This window comes from Bacillus sp. SJ-10 (genome assembly GCF_002843505.1).
GTDB classification, from domain to species: Bacteria; Bacillota; Bacilli; order Bacillales; family Bacillaceae; genus Bacillus; species Bacillus velezensis.
Window position 1 is genome coordinate 2,380,246 of sequence record NZ_CP025258.1, and the last position, 15,185, is coordinate 2,395,430.

Genomic DNA, 15,185 nt, shown 5'->3' on the forward strand with positions numbered 1-15,185 from the left:
ATAATGAGTCATGGAATGCGGCGTAGGAGGGAAAGACATGGAAAACCGTATTGATCGAATTAAAAAGCAGCTGCACTCGTCAAGCTACAAGCTTACGCCACAGCGGGAAGCAACGGTAAGAGTGCTGCTTGAAAACGAAGAAGACCATTTAAGCGCAGAAGATGTATACCTCCTCGTAAAAGAGAAATCTCCTGAAATTGGTCTCGCTACAGTATACCGTACATTAGAATTATTAACAGAATTAAAAGTCGTTGATAAAATTAACTTCGGGGACGGCGTATCCCGCTACGACCTTCGCAAAGAAGGCGCGGCTCACTTTCATCACCATTTGGTGTGCATGGAGTGCGGAGCTGTCGATGAAATTGAAGAAGATCTGCTTGAAGACGTTGAAGAAGTGATTGAACGTGATTGGAAATTTAAAATTAAAGATCATAGATTGACTTTTCACGGAATCTGCCACCGCTGCCGCGGGGATGAAACAGAGTAAAAGCCTACGAACCTTTTCTGCCAGGAAAGGGTTTTTTGCTGTTTTTATGTATAAAAGCCTTTGAAATTGGCATAAGGTGTACTAACAGCCGCCAAAAGAAAGGGTCGATCGAAAGATGGGCAGATTCCTAAAAACAGCCGCGGATACGATCAAAGTGTTTATTCTGTTCACAGGTTTTACCGCGCTGTTCTATTATGCTATGATATGGGTGAATTCAGAGTATGAAAACTATCATCGGTACGATAAACCGGAAGGCTCCGCCGTCAAAGTGGCCAAAACGGAACATGAGGAGAAAGACGGCTGGTTCGGCCGATTGATCTTTTTTTACCAAAACGGGGAGTAGATCAAGAGTGAAGGATCAAATTAAGGATTTCATCCATTATGTGAGGGTAGAAAGAGGGCTGTCCCAAAATACGATGATGTCCTATGAGCGTGATCTGAAAAGTTATTCTCTCTTCTTAACTGAAACCCTTCAGATCACTTCATGGAATGATGTGACCCGTCTTCATATTATTCAATATTTAAAGCATATAAAGGACTCCGGGAAATCCGGCAAGACGTCTGCGAGGCATTTGGCGTCGATCCGGTCTTTTCATCAATTTCTGTTAAGGGAAAAAGCCGCGGATAAAGATCCTTCGGTACATATTGAAACACAAAAAACAGAGCGGACGCTTCCGAAAGTATTGGCGCTTCACGAAGTTGAGCGGTTATTGGACACGCCTAAGCTTGACAGCCCGTTCGGTCTCAGGGATAAAGCCATGCTTGAACTGCTGTACGCAACCGGCATCAGGGTCAGCGAGATGATCGAGCTGAAATTATCCGACGTCCATTTGACGATGGGATTTGTCCGCTGCTTCGGAAAAGGGCGGAAAGAGCGGATTGTGCCGATTGGTGAAGCCGCTTCTCATGCGATAGAAGCATACATTGAAAAAGCCAGAGGGAAATTACTAAAGAAAAACGTAACCGAAGCGCTTTTTCTGAATCATCACGGCAGGCAGATCAGCCGTCAGGGATTCTGGAAAAACCTGAAAAAAATCGCCCTTGAAGCGGGGATTAAAAAAGAGCTGACACCGCACACGCTCCGGCACTCCTTTGCAACGCACCTGCTCGAAAACGGCGCGGATCTGCGCGCCGTGCAGGAGATGCTCGGACATGCCGATATTTCCACGACGCAAATTTATACGCATGTGACGAAAACAAGGCTGAAGGACGTGTACAAACAGTATCATCCGCGCGCTTAGGAGCCGCTGCCAGAGGGGCCGCGGCTTTTTTTGCCGGATTGGCGGAATACAGAGAAGGTTCTAATTATTTGAATCGGCATTGTCAACAAGAATGTAAACGGTTTATACTTGAGTTGTCTGACCTCTGTAAGCTACAATGGACAGATGGAAGAAAAGGAGGCTTTTATGATGTCTGAATACAAATATAACCGGGTATTTTTGATCGTAATGGATTCTGTCGGAATCGGTGAAGCGCCGGACGCCGCCGATTTTAATGATATAGGCGCAAATACGCTCGGACACATCGCAGAGCACATGAACGGCTTACATATGCCCCATATGGCGCAGCTCGGTCTCGGACTGATCGGAGACATTAAGGGCGTGGAAAAAACGGAGCACCCTCTTGCGTACTACGGAAAAATGCAGGAGGCGTCAAACGGGAAAGATACGATGACGGGGCACTGGGAGATTATGGGCCTCTACATTGAAAAACCGTTTAAAGTGTTCCCGGAAGGATTTCCGGATGAACTTCTTCAGGAACTTGAGCGGCGTTCAGGACGGAAAATCATCGGAAATAAGCCGGCTTCAGGCACGGCGATTCTGGACGAGCTCGGAAAAGAACATATGGAAACGGGTGCGCTGATTGTTTATACATCAGCAGATTCCGTGCTACAGATTGCGGCTCACGAAGATGTCGTTCCGCTTGACGAACTGTACAGCATCTGTGAAACGGCCAGAGAACTGACGCTTGATCCGAAGTACATGGTCGGACGGATTATCGCAAGACCGTTCGTCGGAGAACCGGGCAGCTTCAAACGCACGCCGAACCGTCATGATTATGCGCTCAAACCGTTCGGCCGCACGGTAATGAACGGGATGAAAGACAGCGGATTAGACGTCATTTCCATCGGCAAAATTTCTGATATTTATGACGGAGAAGGCATTACATCTTCCCGCCGCACGGTATCTAATATGGACGGCATGGACAAAGTGATTGAAACGCTCGGTGAAGAGTTCACGGGCCTGAGCTTTGCCAACCTCGTTGATTTTGACGCGCTGTACGGACACCGCCGCGATCCGGAAGGGTACGGAAAAGCGCTCGAGGAATTCGACGCGAGGCTTCCGGAAGTGTTTGAGAAAATGAAAGAAGACGATCTGCTTATCATCACTGCGGATCACGGCAATGATCCTGTCCATCACGGCACGGATCACACGCGGGAGTATGTGCCGCTTCTTGTTTACAGCAAAAAGCACAAACACACTGAACAGCTGCCGCTTGCGGATACATTTGCCGATATCGGCGCAACCATTGCGGATAATTTCAAAACGGAAAAGCCGGAATACGGAAAAAGCTTTTTATCAAGATTACAGTAGGGGGACTTTTTTTTGAAACAAAAGATCGAACGTGCTGCTGCATTTATTAAAGAACACGTGAAAGAAACACCAAAGATCGGTCTGATTTTAGGGTCAGGGCTCGGCGTATTGGCCGATGAAATTGAAGGAGCTGTCAAGCTTACATATGAAACGATCCCTGATTTTCCGGTCTCAACGGTAGAAGGCCATGCCGGCCAGCTTGTGATGGGAACGCTTGAAGGCGTGCAGGTCATCGCGATGCAGGGCCGCTTTCATTACTATGAAGGCTACTCAATGGATCAGGTCACATTTCCCGTCCGCGTGATGAAGGCGCTCGGCGTTGAATCTCTTGTCGTGACGAACGCAGCCGGCGGTATCAATACTGAATTCCGCGCCGGCGATCTAATGATCATTACAGACCACATCAACTTTACGGGCACCAACCCGTTAATCGGGCCGAACGAAGCTGAATTCGGACCGAGATTCCCGGACATGTCAGAAGCCTATGACAAAGAGCTGTCAAGCTTGGCTGAAAAAACGGCCGATGAGCTGGGCATTCCTGTTCAAAAAGGGGTGTATACAGCTGTTACGGGGCCGTCTTACGAAACGCCTGCTGAGGTTCGGTTTTTAAGAACGATGGGTTCTGACGCTGTCGGCATGTCGACCGTGCCGGAAGTCATCGTCGCCAACCACGCGGGGATGCGCGTGCTCGGCATCTCATGCATTTCCAACGCAGCGGCAGGTATTCTTGACCAGCCGTTATCCCATGAAGAAGTAATGGAAATGACGGAAAAAGTAAAAGGCGGCTTTTTGAAGCTTGTAAAAGCCGTAGTCGCACGATCTCAAAAATAAGTCAGCATAAGTCAGCTGTTTCTTCGGAAGCAGCTGTTTTTTTATGCCCTCAACACGAAACATTTTCCAGATAAGGCGTATAAAACCACCGGATTTGGAAAAAATAAAAAGGATTATGAAATGGAGGGCTTTGGAGATGAAACGTCTTATATCCACTTTGTTGATTGGCATTTTATTAACGGCATCAGCACCGTCCGCTTTTGCAAAGCCGGACGGAAAACATACATCGGAGCTCGCTCATGAAGCCAAAAGCGCCGTGCTGATTGAACGCGATACGGGAAGCATTCTTTATAACAAGAACAGCCGGGAGCGTCTGGCGCCGGCAAGCATGACAAAAATCATGACCATGCTTTTAATCATGGAAGCGCTTGACAAAGGGAAAATAAAGATGAGCGATAAAGTCAGGACGAGTGAACATGCCGCGTCCATGGGCGGATCACAGATTTTCCTTGAACCCGGAGAAGAAATGACGGTAAAAGAAATGCTCAAAGGAATTGCGATAGCTTCCGGAAATGACGCATCTGTCGCAATGGCGGAGTATATCGCCGGTTCAGAAGAGGATTTCGTCAGCCGGATGAACAAAAAAGCAAAAGAATTGGGATTGAAAGATACCTCCTTCAAAAACCCGACGGGACTGCCAGAAAAAGACCATTACAGCTCTGCTTATGACATGGCGAAAATGGCGAAGGAATTATTAAAGTATGATAAAATCACTCAATTTACGGGAACGTATGAGGATTATTTAAGAGAAAATACAGACAAAAAGTTCTGGCTCGTCAATACAAACCGGCTGATCAAATTTTATCCGGGTGTAGACGGCGTGAAGACGGGCTTTACAGGCGAAGCGAAGTATTGTTTAACCGCCACCGCTAAAAAAGGAAATATGAGGGTCATTGCTGTCGTTTTCGGAGCCAGCACTCCGAAAGAAAGAAACGCCCAAGTGACCAAAATGCTTGATTACGCCTTCAGCCAGTTCAAAACACACCCGCTGTACAAACGGGATCAAATCGTCGGAACGGTAAAAATAAAAAAAGGAAAACAGAAACTGGTTAAGCTGACCACATCTGAGCCGATTTCTCTTCTGGCCAAAAAGGGAGAGAACATGGACAAAGTAAAAAAAGAAGTGAAAATCAACGGCAATGTAACGGCTCCGGTTAAAAAAGGAGAGGTGCTCGGCAGCCTCGTTCTGAAAAAAGACGGAAAGGTGCTCGTTGAAAGCCCGGTCACGGCAAAAGACGACATGGAAAAAGCGGGTTTTCTCACTTTTCTGAAGCGCACGATGGGGGATTGGACAAAATTTAAATAATCGTGGCGAACGGGCACTAGTTTTGTCATAGTGAAGGAATTGCTTTCCCGAAAATCGAAACACTCATTATCCGATCATATCAAGGAGGAATGAGCATGAGCCTTGGAATTGACTTTCATGTCAAAGAATCCGTGCTTTGTATTCGATTAACAGGTGAACTCGACCATCATACGGCAGAATCATTAAAACAAAAGGTTACTGAATCGCTGGAGGCTGACGGCATCCGTCACATCGTGCTGAACCTTGAAGATCTTACCTTCATGGACAGCTCCGGCCTCGGCGTGATTTTAGGGCGTTATAAACAAATTAAACAGCTCGGCGGAGAAATGGTCGTGTGCGCGATTTCGCCCGCGGTGAGACGTCTGTTTGACATGTCCGGCCTGTTTAAAATCATCAGGTTCGAACAATCAGAACAAAAAGCGCTTTTAACGTTGGGGGTGGCATCATGAAAAACGAGATGCATCTTGAATTTTCAGCCCTCAGTCAGAACGAATCGTTTGCGCGCGTAACAGTTGCTTCTTTTATCGCACAGCTCGACCCGACGATGGATGAGCTGACGGAAATCAAGACCGTCGTATCAGAAGCGGTAACAAACGCGATCATCCACGGCTATGAAGAAAACTGCGACGGAAAGGTGTACATCTCCGTTACGCTGGAGGATCATGTCGTCTATCTGACCATACGTGACGAAGGCCTCGGGATCACGGATCTTGAGGAAGCGCGCCAGCCGCTCTTTACGACAAAACCCGAGCTTGAGCGCTCCGGAATGGGCTTTACCATTATGGAAAACTTCATGGATGATGTCACGATTGATTCCTCGCCGGAGATGGGAACGACGATACGCTTAACAAAACACCTATCAAAAAGCAAAGCGCTTTGTAATTAAGGAGATTTGTTATGGATGTGGAGGTTAAGAAAAACAGCAAAAACGCGCAGCTCAAGGACCATGAAGTCAAAGAATTGATCAAAAAGAGCCAAGAGGGCGACCAGCAGGCAAGAGACCTCCTCATAGAAAAAAACATGCGTCTTGTGTGGTCCGTCGTTCAAAGGTTCTTAAACAGAGGCTATGAGCCGGACGATCTGTTTCAGATCGGCTGTATCGGATTGTTAAAATCCGTTGATAAATTCGATTTGTCCTATGATGTCCGTTTTTCAACTTATGCCGTGCCGATGATTATCGGAGAAATCCAGCGCTTCATCCGCGATGACGGAACCGTCAAAGTATCAAGATCTTTAAAAGAGCTCGGCAATAAAATACGCCGGGCGAAAGATGAACTGTCAAAAACATACGGAAGAGTGCCGACCGTTCAGGAAATCGCGGACCATTTAGAAATTGATGCGGAGGATGTGGTGCTTGCGCAGGAAGCGGTGCGGGCGCCTTCATCCATTCATGAGACCGTGTATGAAAATGACGGAGACCCGATCACCCTGCTTGATCAGATCGCCGATCATTCAGAAGAGAAGTGGTTTGACAAAATCGCCCTCAAGGAAGCGATCAGTGATTTGGAAGAACGGGAAAAACTCATTGTCTATCTGAGATATTATAAAGATCAGACACAGTCGGAGGTAGCCGAACGGCTCGGGATTTCCCAAGTCCAGGTATCGAGGCTGGAGAAAAAAATATTAAAGCAGATTAAAGTGCAGATGGATCATACGGAAAGCTGACCTTTTACGGGCCGGCTTTTTTTATTTGTGCATCGGTGGTAATTTATGGTCTTTTGCCGCTGATGAATGAGAACAAAAGTGAACCACATACTACATATATAACCACCCGAAAGATGGTGATGCAAGATGGAAAGACGAATATTTCTCAGACTTCGCCACCGCGTGAAGGCTCATACCGGAGATATCATCACAGTCGGCGACGCCGCGCAGATCGCGGGACAGCAAAAGCTGAAAAAAAAACTGTCGGCACTGCCGCTGTATAAGGTCACGAAAAAAGACAAAAATATCGTCGTGCTGGACATTATAAAAGTGCTGAAAACCATTCATACCGCTTTTCCTGCGCTTGATGTACAGACCGTCGGCGGCGCTGAAACGATAGTGGAAATCCATTACCAGAAAAAGCAGCTGTCAGCCGTTTTGTTCGTCGGTGTCTGGCTCCTGCTTTTTATCGGTTCATGTCTTGCCATTATGAATTTTCATGAAGATGTCAGTATGAGAGAAGTTCATATCGCCTTATATGAAATCATAACGGGCGAACGGAATGAATACCCGTATCTGCTTCAGATTCCATACAGCATCGGCCTCGGTCTCGGTATGATCGTCTTTTTTAATCACATCTTCAAAAAACGCCTGAATGAAGAGCCAAGCCCGCTGGAAGTCGAGATGTTTAATTATCAGCTTGATCTCGATCATTATGTCGCAATGCACGAAAATGAAGAGACGATGAAAGATCTGCATGATCGTTAGCATTCTTTTCGTTATGTTTGTCGGGCTTGGCGGAGGGCTGACCGTGGGGGCAGGCTTTGTGGCTTTTTTAACCGTTATGGGAATCGTCCCCCGCCTTATGCAGCTGACAAAAACAATGCGCTTTGTACAGGCCTACGAAGGAGCCGTTATTTCAGGAGCTGTGTTCGGCGGCTGGGAAACCTTAAATATGAATCACTTTTTTTTATCTGAATGGCTGGCCGTTCCGGTCGGGCTTTTGGCCGGCATGTTTGTCGGCATGCTGGCCGCCGCGCTTACAGAAGTGCTGAATGTGCTTCCCATTCTTGCCAAACGGATCGGCTTCGGCAGCAAAATCATCATATTGCTGATGGCCATTGTGTTCGGCAAAATAGCCGGCTCTTTATTTCATTGGCTGTATTTTATCCATCATTCATAAGGAGGAACCGACGTGACAAACTTAAAAGAAAATTACAAAACAAAAGTGAAAGACTATCAGCCGAAACCGCCATATGTTTGGAATTGCGTCAAAGCCTTTCTGATCGGCGGTTTGATCTGTCTGATCGGGCAGGCTCTTCAAGACTTTTACATCCACTTTTTTAATTTTAATGAAAAAACAGCGGGCAACCCGACGTCCGCCACTCTTATTTTAATTTCCGCCCTTTTGACCGGATTCGGCATTTATGACAGACTCGGGCAGTTTGCCGGAGCGGGTTCAGCCGTGCCGGTGACGGGTTTTGCAAACAGTATGACAAGCGCGGCTCTGGAACACAGAAGTGAAGGACTCGTGCTCGGAGTAGCGACAAACATGTTTAAATTGGCGGGAAACGTCATTGTATTCGGCGTCGTGGCAGCCTATATCGTAGGCCTGATACGGTTTGCTTGTGAAAAACTGTTTTCGTAGGAGGAGAAAAAATGAAATTGACCGGAAAGCAAACCTGGGTATTTGAAAACCCGTTATTTGTAAATGCGGCGGGGACGGCAGCCGGACCGAAAGAAAAAGACGGCCCGCTCGGTTCGCTGTTTGATAAGACATACGATGAAATGCATTGCAATCAGAAAAACTGGGAAATGGCGGAACGTCAGTTAATGGAAGATGCCATCAACTCCGCTTTGCAAAAACAGAATTTGAAAAAGAGCGATATTGATTTGTTACTCGCGGGGGATCTTTTAAATCAAAATGTGACCGCCAACTACGTCGCCAGACATCTGAAAATTCCGTTCCTCTGTCTGTTCGGCGCCTGTTCGACATCAATGGAAACGATTGCGGTCGCATCCGCGCTCATTGACGGCGGTTTTGCGAACCGGGCGATCGCAGCCACGAGCAGCCATAACGCGACGGCAGAACGGCAATTCCGCAATCCGACGGAGTATGGCGGGCAAAAACCGGATACCGCCACTTCAACGGTCACGGGGGGCGGGGCGGTCATCATCAGCCAAAACCCTTCTGATATCAAGATTACAAGCGCAACAGTGGGAAAAGTAAGCGACCTCGGGATTACGGACCCGTTCGATATGGGATCCGCCATGGCGCCCGCCGCTGCCGACACAATCAAACAGCACCTGCAGGACTTAAACCGCACGGCGGATGATTATGATCTGATTTTAACGGGAGACCTTTCAGGCGTCGGCTCGCCGATCGTGAAAGATTTGCTCAAAGAAGAAGGCTATCCCGCCGGAACGAAACACGATGACTGCGGTCTTCTCATCTATACGCCGGACCAGCAGGTGTTTGCGGGCGGAAGCGGCTGCGCCTGCTCCGCGCTTGTTACGTACACACATATTTTTAATCAATTAAAAGCAGGGACTCTAAACAGGGTACTCGTTGTCGCGACAGGAGCGCTTTTAAGTCCGACAATGATCCAGCAGAAGGAAACCATTCCGACCATCGCGCACGGTGTGGTATTTGAGCGGGCGGGAGGTGCATCATAAATGGAATATCTGTTGGCTTTTGTTTGCGGGGGAATCATATGCATTATCGGTCAGCTGCTGCTTGACATTTTTAAACTGACACCCGCCCATGTAATGACAACTTTTGTCGTCATCGGCGCCTTGTTAGATGGGTTCGGAATATATGACAAATTTATCGAATTCGCGGGCGCGGGCGCGACGGTTCCCATCGTCAGCTTCGGTCACAGCTTATTGCACGGCGCCATGCATCAAGCTCACGAGCATGGATTTATCGGGATCGCCATGGGGATTTTTGAACTTACTTCCGCCGGTATATCTTCAGCGATTTTATTCGCATTTCTTGTAGCCGTTATTTTTAAACCGAAAGGATAATGCCTGATGACGAAACGGAAGGTCATTCTTGTGACAGACGGGGACGTATACGCCGCCAAAACAATTGAATATGCCGCGGAACAAGCAGGCGGACGGTGTATTTCCCAATCAAAAGGCAATCCGTCAACGAGAAGCGGCCCCGAACTTGTTCAGCTGATTAAAGCCGCGCCGAATGACCCGGTGTTTGTCATGTTTGACGATTCAGGCCTGCAAGGGGAAGGGCCGGGCGAAACGGCGCTGAAATATGTCGCCTCACATCAGGACATTGAAGTGCTGGGGGTGATTGCGGTCGCTTCTAAGACCCATCAGGCTGAATGGACGAAAGTCGATGTCTCCATTGACCGTGATGGAGAAGTGACGGAGTTTGGCGTCGATAAAACCGGAATGAGAGAAATGGACGAGCACAGAATGAACGGAGATACGGTGTATTGTCTGGATAAATTGGACGTTCCCCTCATTGTGGGCATCGGCGACATAGGAAAGATGGGGAGAAAAGATGACATATCCAAAGGCTCGCCGATTACGATGAAGGCGGTCGAATTCATTTTAGAAAGGAGCGAAAGCTATGCCGGAAAAACCGGAAAACATGATCAAGGTGTACCGGGATCCTAGAAAAAATGAACAATTTTTTAAAGACCGCGTCGGTATGGGAACGAGCTATGATGTCGGCGTCCGCAAAGTTCGAGTATTAGACCGGGAAGTCCAGATTTACTTTGTCAACGGATTAACCGATACTTTGTTTATCATTCATTTAATGGAACAGCTCGTCGACGTCAATAATTATGACGAAAATGCGGATGAAGCGATTGACGTTGTTGAAAACAGGCTTGTCAATCAGCAGGTCCAAAAAGTCAAAACGCTCGACGAAGCAACGGATCAGGTGCTTTCCGGACTTGTCGCCGTTATCGTTGAAGACGCGGGCTTCGCCTTTATCGTTGACGTCAGAAGTTACCCCGGACGCACACCAGAAGAACCGGATACGGAAAAGGTCGTCCGCGGAGCAAGAGACGGTTTTATCGAAAATATCGTCATTAATACAGCATTGATCAGAAGACGAATCAGGGACGAAAGGCTCCGCGTCAAAATTACGAAAGTCGGCGAGCGCTCTAAGACCGATCTTGCGATTGTGTATATAGAAGACATCGCGGACCCGGACCTTGTCAGCATCGTCGAAAACGAAGTGAATGCGATTGACATTGACGGATTGACGATGGCTGATAAAACGGTGGAGGAATTCATCGTCAAACAGGGCTACAACCCGTTTCCGATGGTCAGATACACGGAGCGGCCGGATGTGGCCGCCAATCACATTTTAGAAGGGCACGTCATCATCGTCGTTGATACGTCACCGAGCGTGATCATAACGCCGACCACGATTTTTCACCATGTTCAGCATGCGGAAGAATACAGGCAGGCGCCTTCAGTGGGAACATTTTTAAGATGGATCAGGTTCTTCGGTATTATCGCTTCAACTGTTCTGCTTCCGATCTGGTTCCTCTTTGTTCTTGAACCGTCTCTTCTGCCTGAAAGATTGGATTTTATCGGTTTAAATAAAAATACGCATATCCCGATCATTCTGCAAATCTTTTTGGCCGATTTGGGGATTGAGTTTCTCAGGATGGCCGCGATCCATACGCCGACCGCTTTATCCACCGCCATGGGTCTGATTGCGGCGGTGCTGATCGGTCAAATCGCCATAGCGGTGGGGCTGTTTTCAGCAGAAGTGATTCTGTACGTATCGATCGCCGCCATCGGATCATTTACGACCCCGAGCTATGAGCTCAGCCTCGCCAATAAAATGATACGCCTCATCTTAATGGTGCTCGTGGCCATTTTCCAAGTGAAAGGCTTTGTGATAGGTTTTACATTGCTGCTGATCATAATGGCGAATATCCGCTCGTTTCATACGCCGTATTTATGGCCGTTTTTACCGTTTAACGGCAAGGCGCTGTGGCAGGTGCTCGTCCGGACGACAGTGCCGGGAGCGAAAGTCAGACCGAGCATTGTTCACCCGAAAGACCGTCAAAGACAGCCAAGCGGTTCATAATCGCATTGAAACCGACAGAAGATTATGATATTGTATGTCTTAACTTATACGGGACTTGTATAAGGACAGCTCAAAAGAAGCTGTCCTTTTCACCCATATGCGGATCAGAAAGAGGGAATGAGCATTGTTCTTACATGGCACAAGCAGACAAAACAAACTAGGTCATTTGGAAATCGGAGGTGTGGACGCGCTGTATTTAGCGGAGCATTACGGCACGCCTCTTTATGTTTACGATGTGGCTTTAATACGTGAGCGCGCTAAAAGCTTTAAACAGGCATTCATTGACGCGGATTTAAAGGCGCAGGTCGCGTACGCGAGCAAGGCGTTTTCTTCCGTTGCGATGATACAGCTCGCTGAGCAGGAGGGGCTCTCATTGGACGTTGTATCCGGCGGAGAGCTGTTTACGGCGGTTGCGGCTGGTTTTCCGGCTGACAGGATTCATTTTCACGGCAATAACAAAAGCGAAGAAGAGTTGAAAATGGCGCTCGATCATCAAATCGGCTGCATCGTCGTTGATAATTTTTATGAAATTTCCTTACTCGCGGAACTGTGCCGCAAATCAGGGCGCACAATGGATGTGCTTCTGCGGATCACTCCGGGGGTAGAGGCGCATACGCATGATTATATTACGACGGGACAGGAAGATTCCAAATTCGGTTTTGATCTGCATAACGGGCAAATAGAAAAGGCGATTGAACAAGTATTACAGTCGGACCATATCCGCCTTCTCGGCGTTCACTGCCACATCGGATCGCAAATTTTTGATACGGCGGGCTTTGTGCTGGCCGCAGAAAAAATCTTCGCAAAACTGAATGAATGGAGAGAATCATTCGGCTTTGTCTCTGAAGTGCTGAATTTAGGGGGAGGCTTCGGCATCCGCTACACGGAGGAGGATGAACCTCTTCATCCCGCCGTTTATGTGGAAAAAATTATCGAAGCGGTAAAAGAAAACGCAGCGCTGCACGCTTTTGACATTCCGGAGATCTGGATTGAACCGGGACGCTCGCTCGTCGGAGACGCCGGAACGACGCTTTATACCATCGGTTCGCAAAAAGAAGTGCCCGGCACCCGTAAATATGCAGCGGTTGACGGGGGCATGAGCGATAATATCCGTCCTGCACTGTATCAGGCGAAATATGAAGCCGTATCGGCAAACAGAATCGGAGAACACCACGACAAAACGGTATCCATCGCGGGTAAGTGCTGTGAAAGCGGGGATATGCTCATTTGGGATATAGATCTTCCGGAAGTGAAAGAAGGCGATCTTCTCGCCGTTTTCTGCACGGGAGCGTACGGATACAGCATGGCTAACAACTACAACCGCATTCCGCGTCCCGCCGTCGTTTTTGTGGAAGACGGCGAAGCGCATCTTGTCATTAGAAGGGAAACTTATGAAGACATTGTAAAACTGGATCTGCCGTTTAAGACGGGGGTCAAACAATAAATAAAAAAGAGACCGGAACAATGGCGTCCGGTCTCTTTTTGCATTCAGCTGTTAGAACTTGATCCGCTGTCTCCTGTAAATACAGACACGATCGCATTCCAAATCGAAGCGAAGAAATCAATGACTTTTTGAACAAAGCTTTTGCCTTCATCGGATTGAATGAACTTCGTGATTTTGTCTTTTGCCTTATCGAGCTGGCTGCCGACTTGGCCCCAATCAATCTTGGCGTTTTTCATTTTATTAAACAATGAAACGAGCTGGTCTTTTTGAGCGTCAGTCAGTGTAATGTTAAGGTTTGAAGCCGCATCATCGACCTTTTTCTCGATTCCTTCTTTTGTATCGGGCACACCGTTTTTCGCGAAATCATCTTTAATGTTTGCGATGAGCGCGGAGGCGTTTTTATCCCCGATTTTATCCCCGAGATTTGAAGTGGTGACAAGCTCTTGGTTGGCGACCTGTTTTACATCTTCTGAAATCGCTTTGTCTGATGAGACTTCATATGCCTTGATGATTCCCGTTAATGCTGCGGTGCCTGATACCTCAAACGGCGCCGTCACGTATACTTTCGCATCTTTCACTCCTGCTGTCATCAGGGCGTTTAAGTACATTTCATCCGTGATGGAATCGATATTATGGGTCTTAACGTCAAGCCCGGACCCTTTCTTTGCCACCGTGATGGATGATGAAGAGATGGCTCTTGTGCCGATTTGGGCATTCGATATATATTTTCCCAGATATTCATGTTCTTCTTTATTCGTGACCGTCACTTTTGTCGCGTTATCAGGGACATTTAATTCGTCAAGCACTTTCTGACGGTTTTCGTTTGACAGATCCGCCCCCAGTGTGACGATGACATCTCCGACTGCGGCATCGGCCAGGCTGATTTTCGGTATTGTGCACAATACAACGGCCGCCGCCAGCAATCCAATCCACATTTTTTTCAAAGCGGTTAACCTCCTTCTTTTCACAAATGCCGTTTTGAAGCGGTTTGTGAGGGCCTGCGTGAAGCAGTTCCGATACATAGACGGCTGTGAAGCTGTTCTGGTTTCATTTTCTTTCTGCGGAAGCGGGGAGATTCGTTTTCCGGCTGAAGGTGTGGTATAATAGCCGCGAAAAGAAGAGCAGAGGCCTCTTCCTTCAAAAGAATATCAAAAAGAAAGCCGGCTTACAATTGAAATTCATATTGAAGAAGGCTTTGACAAAAAACAATACGGAAGTAGGAATGAGAATGAAAACTGGTTACATCGAAATGGAAAACGGCAGCAGAATCGAATTTGAACTTTATCCGAATGAAGCGCCTAATACAGTCGCTAACTTTGAAAACCTGGCGAATACGGGCTTTTATGACGGCGTTATTTTCCACCGCGTGATTCCGGGCTTTGTCAGCCAAGGCGGAGATCCGACTGGGACAGGCATGGGCGGAAGCGGAAAAACGATCAAATGTGAAACAGAAGGCAATCCGCATAAGCACGAAGCCGGTTCTTTATCAATGGCGCATGCCGGTAAAGACACGGGTTCAAGCCAATTCTTCATCGTACATGAGCCGCAGCCGCATTTAAACGGCGTTCATACTGTATTCGGAAAAGTGACAAGCGGTTTAGAGCATGCGAAAAACATGTCTAACGGAGACAAAATGAAAGAAATCCGTGTAGAAGGATAATGACGTAAAACCCGCCTTTTTCAGGCGGGTTTTTTTGTGTATATGAAAATTCTCATGTGTAAATCATGAAAAAATACATATATGAACATCAGCGATCATTCTGGTATAGTGAAAAAGACCGATTACAACAATGAAAAGAGGTAGA

Annotated in this window: 19 protein-coding genes; 18 read left to right on the forward strand and 1 reads right to left on the reverse strand. The window is 47.4% G+C overall.

Going from position 1 to position 15,185, the window contains the following annotated elements; translation table 11 throughout:
• The first annotated feature begins 37 nt into the window (after positions 1–37).
• The 17 genes from fur to lysA all read left to right on the forward strand — a co-directional run bounded on the left by fur (position 38) and on the right by lysA (position 13,380).
• Positions 38–487 (forward strand): ferric iron uptake transcriptional regulator, encoded by a 450-nt coding sequence (fur, locus tag CXL14_RS12010; protein ID WP_003153330.1) that lies wholly within the window; start codon positions 38–40, stop codon positions 485–487.
• A 115-nt stretch (positions 488–602) separates the two neighbouring features.
• On the forward strand, positions 603–830 hold the full coding sequence (locus CXL14_RS12015) for a YqzK family protein (RefSeq protein ID WP_003153331.1): 228 nt from the start codon (positions 603–605) through the stop codon (positions 828–830).
• Between the two features lie 7 nt (positions 831–837).
• The gene (gene xerD / locus CXL14_RS12020) at positions 838–1,728 is read left to right on the forward strand and encodes a site-specific tyrosine recombinase XerD (protein ID WP_012117897.1); all 891 of its coding nucleotides are present in this window, start codon (positions 838–840) and stop codon (positions 1,726–1,728) included.
• A 168-nt stretch (positions 1,729–1,896) separates the two neighbouring features.
• Positions 1,897–3,081 carry a phosphopentomutase gene (gene deoB, locus CXL14_RS12025; RefSeq protein WP_015417748.1) on the forward strand — a complete coding sequence of 395 codons (1,185 nt, stop codon included), beginning with the start codon at positions 1,897–1,899 and terminating at the stop codon, positions 3,079–3,081.
• Between the two features lie 12 nt (positions 3,082–3,093).
• Entirely contained in the window at positions 3,094–3,912 is an 819-nt protein-coding gene (locus CXL14_RS12030; RefSeq protein WP_007612343.1) for a purine-nucleoside phosphorylase, read from the forward strand.
• Between the two features lie 136 nt (positions 3,913–4,048).
• On the forward strand, positions 4,049–5,218 hold the full coding sequence (locus tag CXL14_RS12035) for a D-alanyl-D-alanine carboxypeptidase family protein (protein ID WP_014418290.1): 1,170 nt from the start codon (positions 4,049–4,051) through the stop codon (positions 5,216–5,218).
• A 95-nt stretch (positions 5,219–5,313) separates the two neighbouring features.
• The gene (gene spoIIAA / locus CXL14_RS12040) at positions 5,314–5,667 is read left to right on the forward strand and encodes an anti-sigma F factor antagonist (RefSeq protein ID WP_007409411.1); all 354 of its coding nucleotides are present in this window, start codon (positions 5,314–5,316) and stop codon (positions 5,665–5,667) included.
• On the forward strand, positions 5,664–6,104 hold the full coding sequence (gene spoIIAB, locus CXL14_RS12045; protein ID WP_003153347.1) for an anti-sigma F factor: 441 nt from the start codon (positions 5,664–5,666) through the stop codon (positions 6,102–6,104). Before spoIIAA ends, spoIIAB begins: the two co-directional genes overlap by 4 nt.
• Before the next feature lie 11 nt (positions 6,105–6,115).
• Positions 6,116–6,883 (forward strand): RNA polymerase sporulation sigma factor SigF, encoded by a 768-nt coding sequence (gene sigF, locus CXL14_RS12050; protein WP_003153348.1) that lies wholly within the window; start codon positions 6,116–6,118, stop codon positions 6,881–6,883.
• A 126-nt stretch (positions 6,884–7,009) separates the two neighbouring features.
• Positions 7,010–7,630, forward strand: a complete 621-nt coding sequence (locus CXL14_RS12055) for a stage V sporulation protein AA (RefSeq protein ID WP_003153349.1) — start codon at positions 7,010–7,012, stop codon at positions 7,628–7,630.
• Complete coding sequence (locus tag CXL14_RS12060) at positions 7,620–8,045, forward strand: stage V sporulation protein AB (RefSeq protein WP_014418289.1); 426 nt, start codon at positions 7,620–7,622, stop codon at positions 8,043–8,045. The genes CXL14_RS12055 and CXL14_RS12060 overlap by 11 nt, the downstream gene beginning before the upstream one ends.
• Positions 8,046–8,057: 12 nt before the next feature.
• Positions 8,058–8,510, forward strand: a complete 453-nt coding sequence (gene spoVAC, locus CXL14_RS12065; RefSeq protein ID WP_007612334.1) for a stage V sporulation protein AC — start codon at positions 8,058–8,060, stop codon at positions 8,508–8,510.
• 11 nt (positions 8,511–8,521) lie between these two features.
• Positions 8,522–9,538, forward strand: a complete 1,017-nt coding sequence (gene spoVAD, locus CXL14_RS12070; RefSeq protein ID WP_014418288.1) for a stage V sporulation protein AD — start codon at positions 8,522–8,524, stop codon at positions 9,536–9,538.
• Entirely contained in the window at positions 9,539–9,889 is a 351-nt protein-coding gene (gene spoVAE / locus CXL14_RS12075; RefSeq protein ID WP_007409415.1) for a stage V sporulation protein AE, read from the forward strand.
• 3 nt (positions 9,890–9,892) lie between these two features.
• Positions 9,893–10,501, forward strand: a complete 609-nt coding sequence (locus tag CXL14_RS12080; protein WP_088056466.1) for a stage V sporulation protein SpoVABEA — start codon at positions 9,893–9,895, stop codon at positions 10,499–10,501.
• Positions 10,455–11,936 (forward strand): spore germination protein, encoded by a 1,482-nt coding sequence (locus tag CXL14_RS12085; protein ID WP_007409417.1) that lies wholly within the window; start codon positions 10,455–10,457, stop codon positions 11,934–11,936. The genes CXL14_RS12080 and CXL14_RS12085 overlap by 47 nt, the downstream gene beginning before the upstream one ends.
• Positions 11,937–12,060: 124 nt before the next feature.
• Positions 12,061–13,380, forward strand: a complete 1,320-nt coding sequence (lysA, locus tag CXL14_RS12090; protein ID WP_012117893.1) for a diaminopimelate decarboxylase — start codon at positions 12,061–12,063, stop codon at positions 13,378–13,380.
• A 44-nt stretch (positions 13,381–13,424) separates the two neighbouring features.
• Here lysA and CXL14_RS12095 read toward each other — a convergent pair whose 3' ends face one another.
• On the reverse strand, positions 13,425–14,324 hold the full coding sequence (locus CXL14_RS12095; RefSeq protein WP_014418285.1) for a DUF1002 domain-containing protein: 900 nt from the start codon (positions 14,322–14,324) through the stop codon (positions 13,425–13,427).
• Between the two features lie 284 nt (positions 14,325–14,608).
• Here CXL14_RS12095 and CXL14_RS12100 point away from each other — a divergent pair, with 284 nt between their 5' ends.
• On the forward strand, positions 14,609–15,040 hold the full coding sequence (locus CXL14_RS12100) for a peptidylprolyl isomerase (protein WP_003153363.1): 432 nt from the start codon (positions 14,609–14,611) through the stop codon (positions 15,038–15,040).
• The last annotated feature ends 145 nt before the right edge of the window (positions 15,041–15,185 follow it).

Excerpts from the sequence above, each read along its gene's own strand:
- spoIIAA (WP_007409411.1), top strand. The coding sequence starts at position 5,314 with ATGAGCCTTGGAATTGACTTTCATGTCAAAGAATCCGTGCTTTGTATT.
- sigF (WP_003153348.1), top strand. The coding sequence starts at position 6,116 with ATGGATGTGGAGGTTAAGAAAAACAGCAAAAACGCGCAGCTCAAGGAC.
- fur (WP_003153330.1), top strand. The coding sequence starts at position 38 with ATGGAAAACCGTATTGATCGAATTAAAAAGCAGCTGCACTCGTCAAGC.
- CXL14_RS12085 (WP_007409417.1), top strand. The coding sequence starts at position 10,455 with ATGCCGGAAAAACCGGAAAACATGATCAAGGTGTACCGGGATCCTAGA.
- spoVAE (WP_007409415.1), top strand. The coding sequence starts at position 9,539 with ATGGAATATCTGTTGGCTTTTGTTTGCGGGGGAATCATATGCATTATC.
- deoB (WP_015417748.1), top strand. The coding sequence starts at position 1,897 with ATGTCTGAATACAAATATAACCGGGTATTTTTGATCGTAATGGATTCT.
- CXL14_RS12055 (WP_003153349.1), top strand. The coding sequence starts at position 7,010 with ATGGAAAGACGAATATTTCTCAGACTTCGCCACCGCGTGAAGGCTCAT.
- spoIIAB (WP_003153347.1), top strand. The coding sequence starts at position 5,664 with ATGAAAAACGAGATGCATCTTGAATTTTCAGCCCTCAGTCAGAACGAA.
- CXL14_RS12060 (WP_014418289.1), top strand. The coding sequence starts at position 7,620 with ATGATCGTTAGCATTCTTTTCGTTATGTTTGTCGGGCTTGGCGGAGGG.
- CXL14_RS12100 (WP_003153363.1), top strand. The coding sequence starts at position 14,609 with ATGAAAACTGGTTACATCGAAATGGAAAACGGCAGCAGAATCGAATTT.
- spoVAD (WP_014418288.1), top strand. The coding sequence starts at position 8,522 with ATGAAATTGACCGGAAAGCAAACCTGGGTATTTGAAAACCCGTTATTT.
- CXL14_RS12015 (WP_003153331.1), top strand. The coding sequence starts at position 603 with ATGGGCAGATTCCTAAAAACAGCCGCGGATACGATCAAAGTGTTTATT.
- CXL14_RS12035 (WP_014418290.1), top strand. The coding sequence starts at position 4,049 with ATGAAACGTCTTATATCCACTTTGTTGATTGGCATTTTATTAACGGCA.